Below are 16,077 nucleotides of genomic sequence, written 5' to 3' on the forward strand. Positions count from 1 at the left end.
TTAGACGCCCATGCCAAGATCGGCGAAACCGATCATGGCCGCATTGCAGGCTTGCGTCAGCGCCGTGTCGTAGCTCGTGAAAAAGACCGTGCGGTCTTCGGCCAACCTGTTGAACCAATTGATCAGTACCGTGCGCGCAGCGGCATCGAGCCCGCCGGCCGGTTCATCCGCGATGACGACGGTGGGTTTGCCCAGTGCGATCGCCGTCAGGAACATCTTCTTGCGGGTGCCGAACGACATCTGCTCGAAGCGTTTCTCGAGATGCGGCGTGAGCCCGAAGCGGTGCGCGAGATCGAGCGTGCGACTGTCGACCACCGTCTTTCTGGCCGATGCCACATGGGCGAGAAACGCGCGACCGGTTTGAAGCGGATACGCCATGCAGTCGTCGGGGATATACGCGAGCGTCGATTTTGCCTCGAGCGGTGCGGTACGCAGCGAATGCCCATCGAGCCATACCTCGCCTTCATCGGCCTCGATCGTACCGGCGAGGATGCCGAGCAAGGTGGACTTGCCGCTGCCGGTTTCATCGTCGAGCGCCACGCATCCTGCGCCGGTGCTGTAACGCAGTCCCTGAAAAATGATGCGCTCGCCGTAGCGTTTGCAAAGATTCTCGAATCGAAGCATGAAGTGCAGTGTGTGTCAGACGAAGATCGGCCGCGAAGGCGCCTTGAATCATGCCAGACAGTTCCGGTTTCGGCGAGCGTCTCGCCGTAGTCGTATCAATTCGCATCGCGCACCCAGTTGCCGCCATGCGCTGCGGCCTGCGCGGCGGGCGAGGTTGCAAGGTAGGCGAGCGCCTGCTCGGTGGAGCCTTCATGATGCGGCGTGCATACGGGCGCGTTGCAGGGCGTCCGGTTCGACGCCGCCTTCGGTGTGGTTGACGAGTTCACGCACCATCTGGGCCATCTGTTCCGGATGGGTGACCGGCACCCAGTGACGCGCGACAAGTTCACGGCGCCAGCAGGTCGGCACCCATCGCGATAGGTCTTCGGACAGTGCCGGGCTGACGTATTTGTCCAGCGTCGGCACGATCACCTGGACCGGCGCATGCGCGTAGCGCTTGCGCGGCGTGAACAGGCAGCGGATGAAGTTGGCGCGGTACAGCGCTACGCCGCGTATGCCGTCCTGCGTTTGCGTCGGGCGAGGCGCGATCCGTGTCTTCTCCACACGACGCAACACTTGCGGCCATGCGCGGCCGAGCCACAAGCGCCAGATCAAGCTGGGGAGCACCGGCAAGTGGAACAGCAGCACATACCATGAGCGCGCCAGCTGACCGAGCACCTTGCCGATCGACCGCGGCGTGGGACGTAGCAGCCGCGCCCGCATCCAGTAAGCGACATGATCGAGGCAAGGGCCGGAGCACGACGTGTACGACGCAATGCGTCCGCGCAAGCGTTCTTCGGTGACGAATTCCCAGCCCTGGATCGAGCCCCAGTCGTGCGCGACCAGATGGACGGCGCGATCCGGACTCACGGCGTCGATGACAGCAATAAAGTCGTCAGTGAGTTTTTCCAGGCGATAAGCCCTCGTGCCCGTTGGCGCAGTGGATTGCCCCGCGCCGCGAACGTCGTAGGCAACCAGATGGAAATCGTCGGCCAGTAAACCGGCCAGCGGGTCCCAGACTTCGCTGTTGTCGGGGTAGCCGTGCACCAGTACCACAGTGGGCTGGGTGGGGGCGCCCCATGCCTTGACGGCAAGGGTCACGTCGCCCGAGCGCACCGTGAAGCCAGTGTGCTGCATGGCTAGTGGCGTTGCGGCTAGCGCGGGCGCTACGGGTTCGGTCGAAAGCTGCATGCGCGCCTCCGTCATCATGACATTTTTTATTGTTACATTGAATGATGTAGCGATAGGATGCTACATCATGCGGTTGGCCCGTCCACTGGGTTCTTTTCCTGGTGACCGGGTGGTGACCGGGTGGAAGGACAACAAGACCTTTGTCGATTTCGTGGCGCGTCGTTCGTCGTACTCATAGGGGCGCGGTACGGCGGCGTGGGTTCGAATATCGTCGCTTTCCGTCCCCCATTCGATTTTCAATCCGAAAGGAGCGCGCTCATGACTTACGTTGATGGATTTGTCGTGCCGGTAGCCAGGATCGATCGCGAAAAATATATAAAACAGGCCGAAATGGCCGCGGGCGTTTTCAAGGAGAACGGCGCGTTGCAGGTGGTCGAGTGCTGGGGCGACGACGTCCCGGAGGGCAAGCTGACGTCGTTTCCGATGGCCGTCAAACGCAAGGAGGACGAAACGGTGGTGTTCTCCTGGGTTGTCTGGCCGTCGCGTCAGGTGCGGGATAAAGGCATGAAAGCGGTAATGGCCGATCCGCGGCTGCAGCCTGACGTCAATCCGATGCCTTTCGACGGCAAGCGGCTGATCTACGGCGGCTTCGAAGTTATCGTGAACGTATGACGGCCAAAGGGGCGGCGCCGGCCGGAAATGGACACAATCCATTTCCGTGTGGTGCTTCCGCGCCGGCGCGCACGCCGGCGCTTGCGCAAATCGCTTCGCGCCAGTCAGTGTTTATGACGCAGCCAGTCCTTGATCGGATGCGTGTCCAGCCAACGGGCAGTCGGCTGGTCCGGCTGGTTCTTGTGTTCCCGCCTGTAGCGCGCCGCCGTAAATATCACGACGCATAGCAGCACCACGATTCCCACTACAAAACTGATCATTGACTCAGTCATGGCAACCTCCTTTGAGGTCAGAACCATGCTTACATTTTAGGTGAACGGAGAAATAGCGACGGCATTCCCATTCACCGGAATCTGCCTGGCGCCGCTGCGCGGAACAATAGTTGAGGCCCTTTGAGCGCAGCGGAGGTACACTCGAAATGAGTCTAACCTTGGAGCGATACCATGGCTGACGCTACCCCCCAAAGCACCTTTCGCGGTCTGCCCTTGACACCGGAGCAAGACGCAGAAGTCAGGCACTACATAAAGAAAAGAAAGCAGCATGGCGAGCCGTGGGATACACCGGAGCTGGAGGCCATGCTTCGGGACATGCTGGAACCCCCGAGCGACGACGATGGAGAACTCGACCCTAGCGTCGATGAAGCGACGGCGGCCACAGAACGTGCGACTGCTTTCATCGAAGAGACCATGGACCCCATCGAGGCAGGCGAGGAACGGCAAGCCGCCATCGAAGCGGAGGCTATGAGAGGACCCAGGCGTTGAAGCGCGGGCAGCGGACACTGCTGCCGCGACTGATCCGGCGCACAGTGGGCCTGCCTGGCACTATCGATGCAGGGATCGCGAGCGTCCTAGCCGATCTGCACTTTGCTTTCAGCTGGCACTTGTCGTTGCATATAAGCGCTATTGCGCCATGACCGCAGGGACCGCGGCTCGTTCCAGCACGGTCATCGGGCCGAGGCGCTTGATGACTTGCATCTGTGCTGCGTCGCGTACGAAGAACGATCCCGCAAATCCCAGCGCATTCACCGAAATTCCCTCGACACATTCAACAGACCTTGGCACGAGCAGCATCCATCGAGGGGCGACCAGCAGGTTGTACGGCGCCGACTGCTGCAGCTCGCCATTCACTTCGATCTCTCGCAGACCGGCCGCTTCGAGCAACGCGCGGTAGCAATCGAAAGCGGCGTGTGCTGCGTGCCGCGAGGCGGCAGGAGCCAGTTCCAGATGAGCGAACGCGTGCCGGAAAGCCAGGCCGGGTACGGTGCCGATTTGACCTTCCATGCACGCGGACGCAAGCGCGGATTCAATGGGGGTCGGCGGACCTGATGCGCCGAGCGGCAGCGGCACGATCTGCAGATGCTTGTGGGGCTGACTCGCGCCGGCGTCTGCGCCGCCATTGTAGAAACCCAGTCCGTCGAACTCGGCCATGCAGGCGATCAATGCAGCAAAGTCCGCGAGATCGAGCAGCGTGTCCTGCGATTTGAAGCAACGGGTGACGATCAGGAGATGATGGTCGATGACGTTGAATTTGTTGAGCAAGGCGACGTGAGTGTCCGAGAGATCGGCCACAAAGAGGTCGGGGTCGTAAGGAAGGAACGGATTGACTGCGCTGGATGCCCCGGTCTTGACTCTGGATGCGTGCCGGGCTTCCTCCTTGCGCGTGAGACTTGAGACCTGGCGGACAAGGAAGCGTATGCCACGATCTTCGATCAGCGCCTGGGTTGTCTCGATCGGTCGCAGTGCACCGCGACGCAGCGCATGCCCGGTCTGGCGCAGAATGGCCGGCCACAGGGTGCCGGGTTGGAGGCATAGGTGATTCATGGATCAACCGGATCGGCGCGCATGTCGGCTATGCGCATTTCGCAAACGGCATGTCGCAAACGCGCACCCCGCAAACGCGCACGTCGCCAACGCGCACCTCGCCAAATGAGCGCAACTGCGCCTACGCTTTGTAACCGATGGCACGCAACAGATTCTTGCGCCACTGAACATCCTCTTCGTTCTCCACGCCGAGCGGCGTGAACCCGTCGACCACGCCGAGGATAGCGCGCCCCTGGTCTGTCTCGGCAACCAGAATCTGTGCGGGATTCGCCGTCGCGCAGAAGATCCGGCATACCTCCGGCACCGTTTTTACCGCGTTCAGAACGTTGACCGGGTAGAAGCCTTCGCCGAGAAAGATCACGAAGCAGTGGCCTGCCGCGATCGCCATGGCGTTCTGGCACGCCAGCTCGATCAGGTCGGCGTCCGTACCGGACTGACGCACGAGGCGTTTGCCCGATGCTTCGCAAAAGGCCAAACCGAACTTGATACCTGGAACGGTGCCGACCAAGGCCTCGTGCAGATCCTCGACCGACTTGATGAAATGGCTTTGCCCCAGGATGAAGTTCGCCGCTTCGGGCTTGACGATTGTTACCGTAAGCAGTTGCATATCTGACCTCGCTCTGTGGCACCGGAAGTACTGGGGAGAGGCTGCTTTCGTCAGCGGATGCCGGTTCCCCGGGTTCGCCGGGTTCGCGCCGGACGGCGACGGCCTTGGTTCGTTAATCAAGCCTAGTACAAACGGTCATTAGCGGAAGCGCGGATGCGCGCGACAGCGCGGCGATATGAAATCGCGCCACCCGCAGGTGGCGCACGTGCTGCTTGCGCGCCGTCGTCGTATCCAGTGCGCAAGCGCTGAGATGAGGCGCATGGCTGCGTATTTCCTGCACTAGAATGGATTGTCACACTGCTGGCGAGTGGTATTCGGCCGGCACGGGTGGGATTCGTATTGGAGGAACACAATGCCGACGTACCAATATCGTTGCGAGAAATGTGGCGAGTTGTTCGAGCATGCCGAACACCTTGCTGAACACGCGGATGCCCATCCGCGTTGCCCGAAGTGCGGAAGCGAGACGTGTCAGCATGTACCGACACCGTTTGTCGCCATGACCACGAAAAAGAGCTGAGACCCTGTCTCGTTACCGTGACGGCGCTTCATTTCCGCAGATGAAGCGTGCAGGCGAAGCGCAGCCGCGAGCATGTGTTAACGACATAGTAAACTGGCTCATTCAGAATGTGACCCTTGTCCGGCATGGCCGGTCGCTCCGCAAGCGCCAGGCTTCAAGAACGAGCGCCCACCGCGCCGGCCTCGGCAAAAGCCGCGCACGTTCGTCGCGCGCCGGCGGGGACGTGATGTCCCCCTTTGCCGTGCCGGATATCGCAACGTGAACGCAACAGCACAAGGTCCTCATGAGTCGTCTCGTCGTCGTTTCAAATCGCACTGCCGATCCTCGCAAGCCTGCAGCGGGCGGACTCGCCGTAGCGGTACGGGAGAGTCTCCGACAAACCGGCGGGCTCTGGTTCGGCTGGAGCGGCAAGATCCAGGAAGCAGCGGATGCCGCGGGAGCCGGTCATGGTGGCGTTCATGTCCAAACGGCCGGCAACGTCACGCTTGCGACACTCGATCTGAGCCGGGAAGACTACGACACGTACTACCTGGGCTATGCCAACGATGTCTTGTGGCCGGTATTCCACTACCGGCTGGACCTGGCCAATTTCGACACGCGATTTGCAGCGGGCTATCGCAGGGTCAACCAGTTATTCGCGCGCAAGTTGCTGCCGCTGCTGAAGCCGGACGATCTCATCTGGGTTCACGATTACCAGCTGATCCCGCTCGCCGCGGAATTGCGCGCCATGGGATGTACCAACCGCATCGGCTTCTTTCTGCATATTCCGATGCCGCCGCCACTGATCATGGCAGCGATTCCGGAACACGAATGGCTGATGCGTTCGCTTTTTGCGTACGATCTGGTGGGCTTCCAGAGCGAAGCGGATCTGACGCATTTTTCTCACTACGTCGAATCGGAAGCGCAGGCGCAACGGTTAAGTCAGGATCGCCTTCGGGCGTTCGATCGAACGCTGCGAGTCGGCGCTTATCCGATCGGCATCGACGTCGGCGACTTCATTCGTCTCGCCAATTCGAAGGAAGGACAGGACATGTTTGTCCGGATGCGCGACGAATACTCTCGGCGGCGCTTGCTGGTGGGTGTCGACCGGTTGGACTACTCAAAGGGGCTGCCGCAACGCATCCATGCTTTCCGCGAACTGCTGACCTGCTACCCGGAAAACCGCGATAGCGCGACGCTGATCCAGATCGCGTCTCCTAGCCGCGAGGACGTCGGCGCCTACGACGATCTGCGGCGTCAGATGGATAGCCTGTGTGGTGCGATCAACGGCGACTTCGGCGAACTGGACTGGATGCCGCTGCGCTACATTCATCGCAACGTGGCCCGTAAGCGTCTGCCGGGCCTCTATCGCGCGAGCCGGGTGGCGCTCGTCACGCCCTTGCGGGACGGCATGAATCTGGTCGCGAAGGAATTCATCGCCGCGCAGGATCCCGCCGACCCGGGCATGCTGGTGCTCTCGCGCTTTGCCGGCGCCGCGGAGCAATTGAAGGAAGCGCTGCTGGTCAACCCCTACGACACGCAAGGTACGGCGCAGGCCATTCAGCGGGCGCTCACGATGTCGCTCGACGAGCGGATCAACCGGCATGAAGCGCTTCTTCAGCGGATCCGCAAGTTCGACGTGCACTGGTGGTGTTCGACGTTTCTGCAAGCGTTGGAAGACTGCGGCCCGAGAGAAGAGGCGGCGAACGGTATCCGCCGAACCTCCGGCTGAACCCCATCCACCGCCCAGGCGTGGCGCCCGGCGCGGGTCTTCAACGCCTGTCGGGCAACAGGATCCGTTCGTCCACCTGACGGATGTCGGTGTGGCCGCAAAAGGCCATGGTGATGTCAAGTTCCTTGTGGATAATCTGCAGGCACTGTGTGACACCCGCCTCGCCCATCGCACCCAGGCCGTAAAGGAAGCTGCGGCCGATCAGCGTGCCCCTGGCGCCGAGCGCAACGGCTTTCAGCACGTCCTGTCCGCTGCGGATGCCGCCGTCCATCCATACCTCGATGCGCGAGCCGACCTCGCGTGCGATCTCGGGGAGCGCAGAGATCGAAGAGGGCGCACCGTCGAGTTGACGGCCGCCGTGATTGGAGACGATCAACGCGTCGGCGCCGCTGTCGGCGGCAAGGCGCGCATCTTCGACATCCATGATGCCTTTCAGAATGAGTTTGCCACCCCACAGCTTCTTGACCCACTCGACGTCTGCCCAACTCAGCGCAGGATCGAACTGCTCGGCGGTCCACGAGCTCAGTGACGACAGATCGCCCACCCCCTTCGCATGACCGACGATGTTGCCGAAAGTGTGCCGCCGTGTGCCGAGCATGCCGAGGCACCAGCGCGGCTTGGTCGCCAGATTGACGAGGTTCGCGGGCGTCAGTTTGGGCGGCGCGGATAGCCCGTTCTTGATGTCCTTATGGCGTTGACCGAGGATCTGCAGGTCTAGCGTCAGCATCAGCGCGCTGCACCGTGCCGCGCGAGCCCGCTCGATCAACCGCACGATGAAATCGCGGTCGCGCATCATATAAAGCTGGAACCAGAACGGCTTGCTGGTCGCGGCGGCAACGTCCTCGATCGAGCAGATGCTCATCGTGGACAAGGTGAACGGGACGCCGAACTTCTCGGCCGCGCGCGCCGCGAGAATTTCGCCGTCGGCATGTTGCATGCCGGTCAGCCCCGTCGGCGCGAGCGCCACGGGCATGGCGACCTCCTGACCCACCATCTCCGTTCGCGTGCTGCGGCCCGCCATGTTGACCGCCACTCGCTGGCGCAGCTTGAAGCGCTGGAAGTCGCTTTCATTCGAGCGGTAGGTGCTCTCGGTCCACGAGCCGCTGTCGGCGTAGTCGTAGAACATGCGCGGCACGCGCCGTTGGGCAAGCACGCGTAAATCCTCGATGCAGGTAATGGCGGGCACGGTTTCTCTCAGCACAGGGAAGAACGACGAGTGTACGTGCTCGCGACGGTCGCGCGGTATTCAGGGAATTCCTGGGAAAAATGCAGGCGCTTTGTCGACCAATGGTTGCGCTTGAGCAAAGCCAATGGCGAAGATGTGCAAATGAGCGTGAAGTGGCTCGGCAAATAAACGACGCGCTACACCATGATGAATCCGTGCCGCATGCCGAGCATCACCGCTTCGGTGCGGTTGGTCGCGCCCAGCTTGCCGAAAATGGCGGCAAGGTGGAATTTCACGGTGTTGTCCGAGATATCGAGCTGCCGCGCGATCTCCTTGTTGCCGAGCCCTTCGGCGAGCATCGTCAGGACTTCGATCTCGCGTGACGTCAGGGTTTCGAAGGGCGCACCGGACGCCGTCTGCCGCGGCGGTGTCCGTGCACCGAGCAATCGCCCGAGGATCTCCGGCGAGAGTACGTAAAGGCCCGCGGCCACCGCTTCGATGGAGGCGACGATCTCGCCAGGCAACGCGTTGCGCGGCAGAATCGCCGCCGCATCGCCCGGCAAAGCGTCGAGGATCCACTCGCTGTCGGCCTCGTCGGTCAGCATGACGAGCGCCGATGGCACGTGCTCTATGTCGAATCCGGCTTTGGGTGCTTCGCTTGCCCCGGGTTCCACGTCGATTACGATCACATCCGGGGCCGAACCGGCAAGACTGTCGGCGAGCATGCCGGCGTCGGCTGCGCTGGCGGCGAGTCGGAGTGCCGGACTCGCCTCGACGAGCGCTTGCAGGCTTGCGCGCACCTGCGGCGAATCAGCAATGATCGCGACCCGGACGGGGCTCATCTGTGCCATCTGTCCATCCGACGTTTGACCGGTTCCCGGACTTCACCGGCACGGATCCCGTTGCGGGCGTTCACCCACGGTGACCGAACACTCGCTGCGTTCACCGCCCCGGATCAGCGCGATCTTCAACTGCTGTCCGATGCTTCCGGAGCCAAGTGCAGTGTGCACGTCGTCCATGTCGCGGCAAGGTTTGCCGTCCAGTTCGATCAGCACATCGCCCAGCAGCACGCCCGCTTGCTCCGCAGGACCGCCCGGCGCGAGTGAATTGACCAGCAATCCGTAGCTGGAAGACAGGCTCATTTTCGCGATCCACGCATCCGACAGGTTCACCTGTTGCGTGCCGATGCCGAGGTAGCCTCGCGAGACGCGCCCTTTAGCCAGCAGTTCGTCGGCGACGCGCTCCACGGTTATTCCGGGGATCACCATACCCAAGCCACGCGCCAGCGCCGACGTGCAAATGCCCATGACCTGCCCGCGCACATCCGCGAGGGCCGCGCCGGAGAAACCCGGATGCAGGCCGCCGTCGAGCCGCACGAACGCATCGAGCTGACCGCCTCGCCAGGTGCGCCAGGGACCGCCTGCGCTGCCGATCACGCCAAAATCGGCACTGGGGCCGAATCCGTCTCCCCGCGCGACTGCGAGTACAAAATGGCCTGCCTTGAGCGAGCGGGCATCGCCGGACGCGACTGGGTCCAGCTCCACACCGTCCAGTTTCAGCACGGCGACGTCGGTACCGGTATCCCGGCCCGCGAGGACGGCGGGGACCGTGCGGCCATTAGCCAGCGTGACGTCGATTCCTTCCGCGCGTCTGAGCGTGTGTGCAGCCGTGACGACAACACCATGCCGCCAGATTACGCCGCTTGACGCAATGCGATGCCGCCCGTGTACCGCGACGACGCTCTGCCCGACCCGCTCGACGATTGCCGCCAGATTGTCGGAGAGGTCCTGTAACGGATTGCCGCTGGATGTTGAGGTTTCCATGTGATTTCTCCTGCCTGCGCCTGTCGTTCGCGACACGAACCACTCGTGCCTCACGCCGCCCATTGCGCACGAACCCCATGCAAGTCGAGCGGCGACGAACGAACTCAGAATGACAGAACGACGATCGGCGCACACCACCCGAACGGGTAGTCGGCCACGCGAGCGCGCTGCGGCGTCGAATGACGATGTCGCGGGTCAGCCGGCACTAGCGGCGTCCGCTGCGGCCCCACACGTAGCGCACCCAACGTTGCCACCGGCTCTGTGGCGGCGCGAGCGAACGGCGCGCAGCCTGTGCTTCCCGGTCGCGCTCGGCGCTCTTTTGCACCTGCTCGTGGATCTCGCGCATCGTCAGGCCACCTGGACCTTTCAGTTTGTCGGGGTCGGAATCGGGGTTGGGTTTGTCTTTCATGGCGATAGACTAGGGACGGACGTGTTGCTGCCCACGCGCAGGCGGTTGCGGGTTGTTCGCCGGGTTGGTGTCGAACTTGACGACGCTTCTGATTCCAGCGTTGCCGATCAGCGTGGATAATTCCGATTGTAGTAAGTCGGCAATGTCTTTGCCGTAGACCTCCTTGCCGTCTACATAGACAGTGAAGGACTGCAGGTACTTCGCCTTTTTCTCCGGGTTCTCAATCGTGTCCTTGGTCCATTGATACAGCGGATACTTTTCCGTGCCGAGTCTTTGCGCTTCGCTCACGTAGTCGGCGAAAGCGTCGAACTGGCACCTCACGGATGCGTTGTGTCCGCGCATAACATGATGAAGCGGGTCGTGTACCGTACACGCTGGGTCTTCGCGCAGGCTGGCTGCAAGCTCCGCCGAGACGCTGATCCTGATCTGGAATTGCCATGTGTCGTTCATGTTCACCTTGCTCTTCGACTCGTTCATACATTAGCGGATATTTTCAACATGACTGAAATTGAAGCAGCCGGATTCGATCAGGGTTTCAAGGCTGTCGCTGCCTACACGTTCAACCCGGTCGCTGGAACCATATTTATGGAACTTGATTTGACCGGGTGGGCCAATTAAGCTGCATATCACCCCGGCGGGCGCGGGCCCGCACATTTTGGCCGGAACGCACGGCGAGCGGTACCTGGTGCCTTTCCACGGGTCAGGCGGAGGTCCCCATGAAAGGCAGTCATCTGACGGTGTTTGCGGCCAACCAGAGCCACCGGAAAAATCATATGTCGGTGGTCGACTGGATTGTGGACGAGGCAAAGAAGGCCGGCATTCGCGGTGCGACGGTCATCGAAGCGACCGAAGCCATTGACGCGCGCGGCAAGTATCACGCGGCGCGTTTCTTTGAAATGGTCGACCAGCCCGTTGCGGTCATGATTGCCGCCGACGACGCGCGCATCGATGCGCTGCTCGGGAGCCTCAAGCGCGGGGGTATTCAACTCTTCTATACGCGCTGTCCCGTCGAATACGAAATGCTCGGCGCGGAGGGAGAGCAGTAGCGGACCTCACAACGGCATCCGGCCGCGCGACGCACGCGTACCGATGGCTCGTATTGCGCCGCACAATCGCGCTTCGCGGTTCTCCATGAACTAGAATCAATCAGATGGGACGATCACCGCGCTGCGAGGCGCTGCGAGGCGCTGCGAAGATGGAGGCGGGCGATGCAAGGCTACCAACTGACGTTCTATACCGAGCAGAACCGCAAGCACGGCCATCAGACCGTATGCGAATGGTTGTTGCATGAGGTTCGCCAGTTGGGCATTCAAGGCGCGACCGTCATCAATTGCGCCGAAGGCATCGGTCACGCGGGCGCGCATCACACGGCCCATCTGTTCAAGCTTGCCGACCAGCCGCAGCAGATCATTCTTGCCGTGACCGACGAGGAGGCCGAGCGGCTGCTGGACCTTGTGCGCGCGGAAAACGTGCGCGTTTTCTATGTGCGTTTTCCGATCGAGTTCGGTCAGATCGGCGATGACGTGCCGCGCGAACCGTCCAGACATTTTTCGCTCTTCGGCAGGTCGGCGGGATAAAAGGACATGCCGACCTTGCATGTGCCGCTGCGTTATCCGCTTTGCCGAACGTTGCTGAAAACAGCCGCTAAAACCGATCCACCCTGAACGGTTGAGCGTCGACGATCGTTTGTTCGCCGGTCATCATTTCAGCGATCAGCCGACCCGTCACGGGTCCGAGCGTCAGTCCGTGATGTGCGTGCCCGAAAGCAAACCACAGATTCTTGTGGTTCACCGCCGGTCCGATAATCGGCATCATGTCGGGCGTGCAGGGACGACGGCCCATCCACGGTTCGTCGTCGAGACGCTCGCCCAACGGAAACAGCTTGCGCGCGATCGGTTCCACCGCGGCGAGTTGCGTCGGTGTCCTGGGTGCATCGCGCCCGGCGATTTCAGCGCCCGTGGTTAGCCGGATTCCTTGCCTCATGGGTGCGAGCAGGTAGCCGTTTTCGACATCCAGCACGGGATGATTCAGGCGTGCCTCGCCTCGCGGGGCATAGTGCATGTGGTAGCCGCGTTTGACGGCAAGCGGCAGACGATACCCGAGGCGCGAACTCGCCTGATCCGACCACGGCCCCAAAGCGATCACCGCCTCCGACGCCGTGATCGTCCCCTCGTCCGTATCGGCTTCCCAAAGAGGACGAAGCGAGTTCGCATCGCCGAAAAAAAAGCGTCCGCCAAGCTGCTCGAAATACTTCGCGTAAGCCGTGACGAGCGCGTTGGGATCGCTGACGGAGTCCGATTCGGTATAGCGCAATCCACCCAGCAAAGCGGTATCGAGATCGGGCTCGGCCTGCCGCAAGCGGGCTGCGTCGAGCGATTCGAACGCCACGCCATATTCCTGACGCCATTGCTCGGCGAGCCTTGTTTCCGCGTCCTGCTTCGCCGCGGTGCGAAAGACCTTCACCCATCCGATGGGGCGCAGCAATTCGCTGGCGCCCGCCTCGGCTGCCAGCGCCCGGTGCTCGCTCACACAGTGCTCGATCAACGTCGAGTAAGACCGCGCGATCGCGGCATGCTTCGCCGGGTGTGAATTGCGCCAGTATTGCCACAGGAATGGCGCTACCTTGAGCATGGCATTGGCGTGATAGCGGACGTCGAGCGATTCGTTACGCGCATAGCGGAGCAAGGTGCCGAGATCGCGCGGAAATGCATACGGATAGACGCCTTCACGCTGAATCAACCCGGCGTTGCCAAACGAGGTCTCGTTGCCCGGCAGCTTGCGGTCTACGAGGGCCACCTTGCGGCCGCGTTTCTGAAGATGCACGGCGACTGATACACCCACAATGCCCGCGCCGAGTACGATGCTGTCGAATTTCATTGTGCTCCCGGTCTCGTTCCTGGACCGTCGAGGTGCCGGCATGGCTGCCGCCGGCTTGATTGAAGAGAGGCGGCGCCGTAACGATGGAACTCAGCGAAGGATTCGCGTGAGTTGCCGCTGAACCGGTCGGCAAGGATACCCGTGAGAGGCGCCGCCACGAATAACGCGAGTGAACCGACAATACCTGAAGTCACGGCCGGAGTGGGCGATAAATGCAGCGCGCGGACTGCCCAATTCCCGGCATGATCCACGGAGGCGGTGTACTTGCCCCATCCCGCTCCTCTACAATCAGACCGTCGCTCCTGCTGGCGCGATAGCTTTGTAACTGACAGTCACGCTTACAAGTTCGCGTTGAAGCAGGCGTGGCAACGATTCACATAGAGTTCGATCATCAAACAACGGCTGCGCGCGGCGTGGCCAGCCGGCAGCGTTTTGCTGCTTTGTCCAAGGGATAACATGAAACATTTCTTTATTGCCGCGGCGTTCGCGGGTTTCGGAATCGGAGCGTCAGGACTTGCGAATGCCGTCGACGTAGGGGTTGGCATCAACATTGGCGTACCGCCGCCCGTCGTGGTCGCACCGGCGCCGGTGGTCGTCGTGTCGCCGGGCTGGCATGGCGACCGTTACTGGGACGGGCACCGCTACTGGGATCGCGACGAATGGGAAGAGCATCGTCACCATCACGGGCATGGGCCCGATCACTGTCCGCCGGGACACGCGAAAAAGGGCGAGTGCTAAGCCGCGTTTCAGAATACAGCCGCGAGGAATGACGCAAGTCGGTTCCAGCGGCTGTTTGCTGTGTTTCGTTTGTGCAGTGTCCAATACACGCCACGACGTCAACTCAACGCGACGCCGCGCCGCGCCGCTCAACTGTCGAACTCCCAGACCCGTCTTATCACAGAAGGAATCCTTATCATCAGGGGAGGCGACGATATGAACCGGGTGTCGAGGCGACTTCGCTTCTGGTCTTGATCCTTTCACCGCGTATCCGGTTGCAGCACCCGCCACAGCACTCACTGTGGTAATTGCTGGCAGCGGAACAATTTACACACTGTTACGCGGCGCAGTGAAAATATTCGGCAACACTTCCTTATACTCGGTGCCGAACCTCAACTTCGCCCGCTGACCAGCGGCGTCAAGACGTCGAGAGCATCGTGTACAACACTCAATTTGCCAAACCAATCTTCTACATCGCGCTGTGCGCAGCGTTGCCTCTGAGTGGGTGCGTGGTTCCTGGACCCAGCATGCCGTACGGTTCGAATCCCGCGCAGCCAGCCTATGCGCAACCCGCGTACGCCCAGCCGGCTTATGTGCAGCCCGCCTATCCACAGCCAGTCGATAGTTCAGGCGCCTATGGGTCCGCGAACTCCGGTTACGGTGTTCAGTACGGCGTCATTTCGGCAATTCAGCCTCTTGCCACTACCAATTCGCTGGGCCCGGGAAGCGTAATGGGCACCGTGGTCGGCGCGGTCGTCGGTGGTGTGGTCGGCAATCAGTTTGGGGGCGGACATGGCCGCGACGTTGCGACCGTAGTGGGCGCGCTCGGCGGAGCGGTGGCCGGAAATCAGATCGCGCAGCAGTACAGCAGTTCGAACGCGAGCGCTTACCGGATCGTTGTCCAACTCAACGACGGATCGTCACGCTCCTTCGACGTCCCCACACCCGGCGATCTCCGTCCGGGCGACCGCGTACGGATCGACGGTAACCGGTTGGACCGTTCCTGATCGACCTGCATGCCGCTATGGCAGGTTTCTGTGCTGCGCCGAGTTTTTCCATTGGGCGTTGCCGCGCGCTATCTCGTCATTCAGGATGCGATCATCGATATAACTAGTAGTTGTTCTAATCATAATCATCGCCTGATGGCGATGCATGGAAAGCAGGCGATCCACGCCTGTGGGTCGTGACACGTATCGAGCAGTTCGATTCAGGTCGGTTTTCCCGGCGGATTGACTGTTACGCATCGAAACGGAGGTGTTGAAATGAATAGTTTCGATACATGGATCCAGGTTTTTCTGACCGACCACGCTCTTCACCCGGTGGCGATGAATCACGCAATCAGGGTGGTCGCGGGCCAGATTATGTTCAAGGGCCTCATACTCATACCCATCTTGTGCTGGTTGTGGTTCAGACCCAGTCAGCGCACTGAATGGGAGCGTGAGATGATCATCGCAACGATCGCGAGTGGTCTTCTGTCGCTTGCCGGCGGAAGGCTTCTTGCTCACTACTTGCCGTTTCGGCAGCGGCCACTCTACGACTCGGCGTTGCACCTGGACTTTCCGTCAGTGGGTTTGCAGGAGGCCGTAGTGCGCACGTGGAGCTCATTTCCGAGCGACCATGCGCTGCTGTGGACGTCGATTGCGACAGGCATCTATCTCATCAACCGCCGTGCCGGCGCGCTCGCGCTGCTGTACACGGCCGTCTTCATATGCATGCCGCGCGTCTATCTTGGGTTGCACTATCCGACCGATGTACTCGCGGGAGCGGCGCTCGGCATAGCCATCACCTATATAGCGACCCGGGACGCCGTCAGGGCGCGTTATGCGGCGCCGATCCTTCAATGGATGAACAGGTCGCCCGGACTGGGTTACACGTTGGCGTTTCTTTTGTGTTTTGAACTGATCACCCAGTTCGACGAACTGCTCCTGTTCTTGCGGGCGGGCTTAAAAGCGTTATGAGCGTGTGGGATTGCCTTGCTGTTGCGGCGTTGGCGATCAAGGCTTGAGACTCCTGTCTGGGACGTAG

General features: G+C 61.4%; 20 protein-coding genes and 2 pseudogenes. 9 read left to right on the forward strand and 13 right to left on the reverse strand.

From position 1 onward, the window contains the following. From SB772_RS12770 to SB772_RS12780, 3 genes and pseudogenes are all read right to left on the reverse strand, one after another. The gene (locus tag SB772_RS12770) at positions 1 to 624 is read right to left on the reverse strand and encodes an ATP-binding cassette domain-containing protein (protein ID WP_410833604.1); all 624 of its coding nucleotides are present in this window, start codon (positions 622 to 624) and stop codon (positions 1 to 3) included. A gap of 95 nt (positions 625 to 719) precedes the next feature. Beyond that, a pseudogene (locus tag SB772_RS12775) lies at positions 720 to 836 on the reverse strand (metal-dependent hydrolase); the annotation flags it as partial. Then, positions 817 to 1,740: pseudogene (locus SB772_RS12780) on the reverse strand (alpha/beta fold hydrolase); the annotation flags it as partial. The pseudogenes SB772_RS12780 and SB772_RS12775, both read right to left, overlap by 20 nt. 312 nt (positions 1,741 to 2,052) lie before the next feature. Here SB772_RS12780 and SB772_RS12785 point away from each other — a divergent pair. Continuing rightward, positions 2,053 to 2,406 (forward strand): DUF1428 domain-containing protein, encoded by a 354-nt coding sequence (locus SB772_RS12785; protein ID WP_410833605.1) that lies wholly within the window; start codon positions 2,053 to 2,055, stop codon positions 2,404 to 2,406. Between the two features lie 104 nt (positions 2,407 to 2,510). On the opposite strand, the gene SB772_RS12790 is transcribed toward SB772_RS12785, so the two are convergent. Further along, on the reverse strand, positions 2,511 to 2,678 hold the full coding sequence (locus SB772_RS12790) for a hypothetical protein (RefSeq protein ID WP_410833606.1): 168 nt from the start codon (positions 2,676 to 2,678) through the stop codon (positions 2,511 to 2,513). A 171-nt stretch (positions 2,679 to 2,849) separates the two neighbouring features. Between SB772_RS12790 and SB772_RS12795 the strand changes: the two genes are divergently transcribed. Then, on the forward strand, positions 2,850 to 3,167 hold the full coding sequence (locus SB772_RS12795; RefSeq protein ID WP_410833607.1) for a hypothetical protein: 318 nt from the start codon (positions 2,850 to 2,852) through the stop codon (positions 3,165 to 3,167). Positions 3,168 to 3,305: 138 nt separating this feature from the next. Here SB772_RS12795 and SB772_RS12800 read toward each other — a convergent pair whose 3' ends face one another. Continuing rightward, positions 3,306 to 4,226 carry an ATP adenylyltransferase family protein gene (locus SB772_RS12800; RefSeq protein WP_410833608.1) on the reverse strand — a complete coding sequence of 307 codons (921 nt, stop codon included), beginning with the start codon at positions 4,224 to 4,226 and terminating at the stop codon, positions 3,306 to 3,308. A gap of 121 nt (positions 4,227 to 4,347) precedes the next feature. Then, positions 4,348 to 4,833 carry an adenosine-specific kinase gene (locus tag SB772_RS12805; protein ID WP_410833609.1) on the reverse strand — a complete coding sequence of 162 codons (486 nt, stop codon included), beginning with the start codon at positions 4,831 to 4,833 and terminating at the stop codon, positions 4,348 to 4,350. Positions 4,834 to 5,185: 352 nt separating this feature from the next. Here SB772_RS12805 and SB772_RS12810 point away from each other — a divergent pair, with 352 nt between their 5' ends. Together SB772_RS12810 and otsA are read left to right on the forward strand one after the other, a co-directional pair. Then, entirely contained in the window at positions 5,186 to 5,350 is a 165-nt protein-coding gene (locus tag SB772_RS12810; RefSeq protein WP_410833610.1) for an FmdB family zinc ribbon protein, read from the forward strand. A gap of 283 nt (positions 5,351 to 5,633) precedes the next feature. Then, positions 5,634 to 7,061 carry an alpha,alpha-trehalose-phosphate synthase (UDP-forming) gene (otsA, locus tag SB772_RS12815; RefSeq protein ID WP_410833611.1) on the forward strand — a complete coding sequence of 476 codons (1,428 nt, stop codon included), beginning with the start codon at positions 5,634 to 5,636 and terminating at the stop codon, positions 7,059 to 7,061. Positions 7,062 to 7,101: 40 nt separating this feature from the next. On the opposite strand, the gene SB772_RS12820 is transcribed toward otsA, so the two are convergent. From SB772_RS12820 to SB772_RS12840, 5 genes are all read right to left on the reverse strand, one after another. Beyond that, positions 7,102 to 8,247 carry an L-lactate dehydrogenase gene (locus tag SB772_RS12820; protein WP_410833612.1) on the reverse strand — a complete coding sequence of 382 codons (1,146 nt, stop codon included), beginning with the start codon at positions 8,245 to 8,247 and terminating at the stop codon, positions 7,102 to 7,104. A 176-nt stretch (positions 8,248 to 8,423) separates the two neighbouring features. Continuing rightward, positions 8,424 to 9,068, reverse strand: coding sequence for a response regulator transcription factor (locus SB772_RS12825; RefSeq protein ID WP_410833717.1), 645 nt, complete (start codon positions 9,066 to 9,068; stop codon positions 8,424 to 8,426). 42 nt (positions 9,069 to 9,110) lie between these two features. Then, positions 9,111 to 10,049 carry a S1C family serine protease gene (locus SB772_RS12830; protein ID WP_410833613.1) on the reverse strand — a complete coding sequence of 313 codons (939 nt, stop codon included), beginning with the start codon at positions 10,047 to 10,049 and terminating at the stop codon, positions 9,111 to 9,113. A gap of 205 nt (positions 10,050 to 10,254) precedes the next feature. Next, on the reverse strand, positions 10,255 to 10,458 hold the full coding sequence (locus SB772_RS12835; RefSeq protein ID WP_410833614.1) for a hypothetical protein: 204 nt from the start codon (positions 10,456 to 10,458) through the stop codon (positions 10,255 to 10,257). 9 nt (positions 10,459 to 10,467) lie between these two features. Next, positions 10,468 to 10,908, reverse strand: a complete 441-nt coding sequence (locus SB772_RS12840; protein ID WP_410833615.1) for a hypothetical protein — start codon at positions 10,906 to 10,908, stop codon at positions 10,468 to 10,470. 266 nt (positions 10,909 to 11,174) lie between these two features. On the opposite strand from SB772_RS12840, the gene SB772_RS12845 reads away from it, so the two are divergent. Continuing rightward, complete coding sequence (locus SB772_RS12845) at positions 11,175 to 11,504, forward strand: DUF190 domain-containing protein (RefSeq protein ID WP_410833616.1); 330 nt, start codon at positions 11,175 to 11,177, stop codon at positions 11,502 to 11,504. Between the two features lie 162 nt (positions 11,505 to 11,666). Continuing rightward, entirely contained in the window at positions 11,667 to 12,035 is a 369-nt protein-coding gene (locus SB772_RS12850) for a DUF190 domain-containing protein (protein WP_410833617.1), read from the forward strand. A gap of 67 nt (positions 12,036 to 12,102) precedes the next feature. Here SB772_RS12850 and SB772_RS12855 read toward each other — a convergent pair whose 3' ends face one another. Continuing rightward, a complete protein-coding gene (locus tag SB772_RS12855; protein ID WP_410833618.1) occupies positions 12,103 to 13,335 on the reverse strand; it encodes an NAD(P)/FAD-dependent oxidoreductase in 1,233 nt (410 codons plus the stop codon). Positions 13,336 to 13,791: 456 nt separating this feature from the next. Between SB772_RS12855 and SB772_RS12860 the strand changes: the two genes are divergently transcribed. Both SB772_RS12860 and SB772_RS12865 read left to right on the forward strand, forming a co-directional pair. Further along, positions 13,792 to 14,073 (forward strand): hypothetical protein, encoded by a 282-nt coding sequence (locus SB772_RS12860; protein ID WP_410833619.1) that lies wholly within the window; start codon positions 13,792 to 13,794, stop codon positions 14,071 to 14,073. A gap of 506 nt (positions 14,074 to 14,579) precedes the next feature. Beyond that, on the forward strand, positions 14,580 to 15,059 hold the full coding sequence (locus SB772_RS12865) for a glycine zipper 2TM domain-containing protein (protein WP_410833620.1): 480 nt from the start codon (positions 14,580 to 14,582) through the stop codon (positions 15,057 to 15,059). A 15-nt stretch (positions 15,060 to 15,074) separates the two neighbouring features. On the opposite strand, the gene SB772_RS12870 is transcribed toward SB772_RS12865, so the two are convergent. Next, a complete protein-coding gene (locus SB772_RS12870; RefSeq protein ID WP_410833726.1) occupies positions 15,075 to 15,359 on the reverse strand; it encodes a hypothetical protein in 285 nt (94 codons plus the stop codon). Between SB772_RS12870 and SB772_RS12875 the strand changes: the two genes are divergently transcribed. Next, positions 15,315 to 16,010 carry a phosphatase PAP2 family protein gene (locus SB772_RS12875; protein WP_410833621.1) on the forward strand — a complete coding sequence of 232 codons (696 nt, stop codon included), beginning with the start codon at positions 15,315 to 15,317 and terminating at the stop codon, positions 16,008 to 16,010. The two genes, SB772_RS12870 and SB772_RS12875, sit on opposite strands and share 45 nt — an antisense overlap. The last annotated feature ends 67 nt before the right edge of the window (positions 16,011 to 16,077 follow it).

It is taken from the genome of Paraburkholderia sp. SIMBA_030, from assembly GCF_046535245.1.
GTDB lineage: Bacteria > Pseudomonadota > Gammaproteobacteria > Burkholderiales > Burkholderiaceae > Paraburkholderia.

Excerpts from the sequence above, each read along its gene's own strand:
- SB772_RS12860 (WP_410833619.1), top strand. The coding sequence starts at position 13,792 with ATGAAACATTTCTTTATTGCCGCGGCGTTCGCGGGTTTCGGAATCGGA.
- SB772_RS12840 (WP_410833615.1), bottom strand. The coding sequence starts at position 10,908 with ATGAACGACACATGGCAATTCCAGATCAGGATCAGCGTCTCGGCGGAG.
- SB772_RS12795 (WP_410833607.1), top strand. The coding sequence starts at position 2,850 with ATGGCTGACGCTACCCCCCAAAGCACCTTTCGCGGTCTGCCCTTGACA.
- SB772_RS12785 (WP_410833605.1), top strand. The coding sequence starts at position 2,053 with ATGACTTACGTTGATGGATTTGTCGTGCCGGTAGCCAGGATCGATCGC.
- SB772_RS12810 (WP_410833610.1), top strand. The coding sequence starts at position 5,186 with ATGCCGACGTACCAATATCGTTGCGAGAAATGTGGCGAGTTGTTCGAG.
- SB772_RS12865 (WP_410833620.1), top strand. The coding sequence starts at position 14,580 with ATGCCGTACGGTTCGAATCCCGCGCAGCCAGCCTATGCGCAACCCGCG.
- SB772_RS12850 (WP_410833617.1), top strand. The coding sequence starts at position 11,667 with ATGCAAGGCTACCAACTGACGTTCTATACCGAGCAGAACCGCAAGCAC.
- SB772_RS12845 (WP_410833616.1), top strand. The coding sequence starts at position 11,175 with ATGAAAGGCAGTCATCTGACGGTGTTTGCGGCCAACCAGAGCCACCGG.
- SB772_RS12790 (WP_410833606.1), bottom strand. The coding sequence starts at position 2,678 with ATGACTGAGTCAATGATCAGTTTTGTAGTGGGAATCGTGGTGCTGCTA.
- SB772_RS12770 (WP_410833604.1), bottom strand. The coding sequence starts at position 624 with ATGCTTCGATTCGAGAATCTTTGCAAACGCTACGGCGAGCGCATCATT.
- SB772_RS12825 (WP_410833717.1), bottom strand. The coding sequence starts at position 9,068 with ATGAGCCCCGTCCGGGTCGCGATCATTGCTGATTCGCCGCAGGTGCGC.
- SB772_RS12805 (WP_410833609.1), bottom strand. The coding sequence starts at position 4,833 with ATGCAACTGCTTACGGTAACAATCGTCAAGCCCGAAGCGGCGAACTTC.
- SB772_RS12855 (WP_410833618.1), bottom strand. The coding sequence starts at position 13,335 with ATGAAATTCGACAGCATCGTACTCGGCGCGGGCATTGTGGGTGTATCA.
- SB772_RS12835 (WP_410833614.1), bottom strand. The coding sequence starts at position 10,458 with ATGAAAGACAAACCCAACCCCGATTCCGACCCCGACAAACTGAAAGGT.
- SB772_RS12830 (WP_410833613.1), bottom strand. The coding sequence starts at position 10,049 with ATGGAAACCTCAACATCCAGCGGCAATCCGTTACAGGACCTCTCCGAC.
- SB772_RS12800 (WP_410833608.1), bottom strand. The coding sequence starts at position 4,226 with ATGAATCACCTATGCCTCCAACCCGGCACCCTGTGGCCGGCCATTCTG.
- SB772_RS12875 (WP_410833621.1), top strand. The coding sequence starts at position 15,315 with ATGAATAGTTTCGATACATGGATCCAGGTTTTTCTGACCGACCACGCT.
- otsA (WP_410833611.1), top strand. The coding sequence starts at position 5,634 with ATGAGTCGTCTCGTCGTCGTTTCAAATCGCACTGCCGATCCTCGCAAG.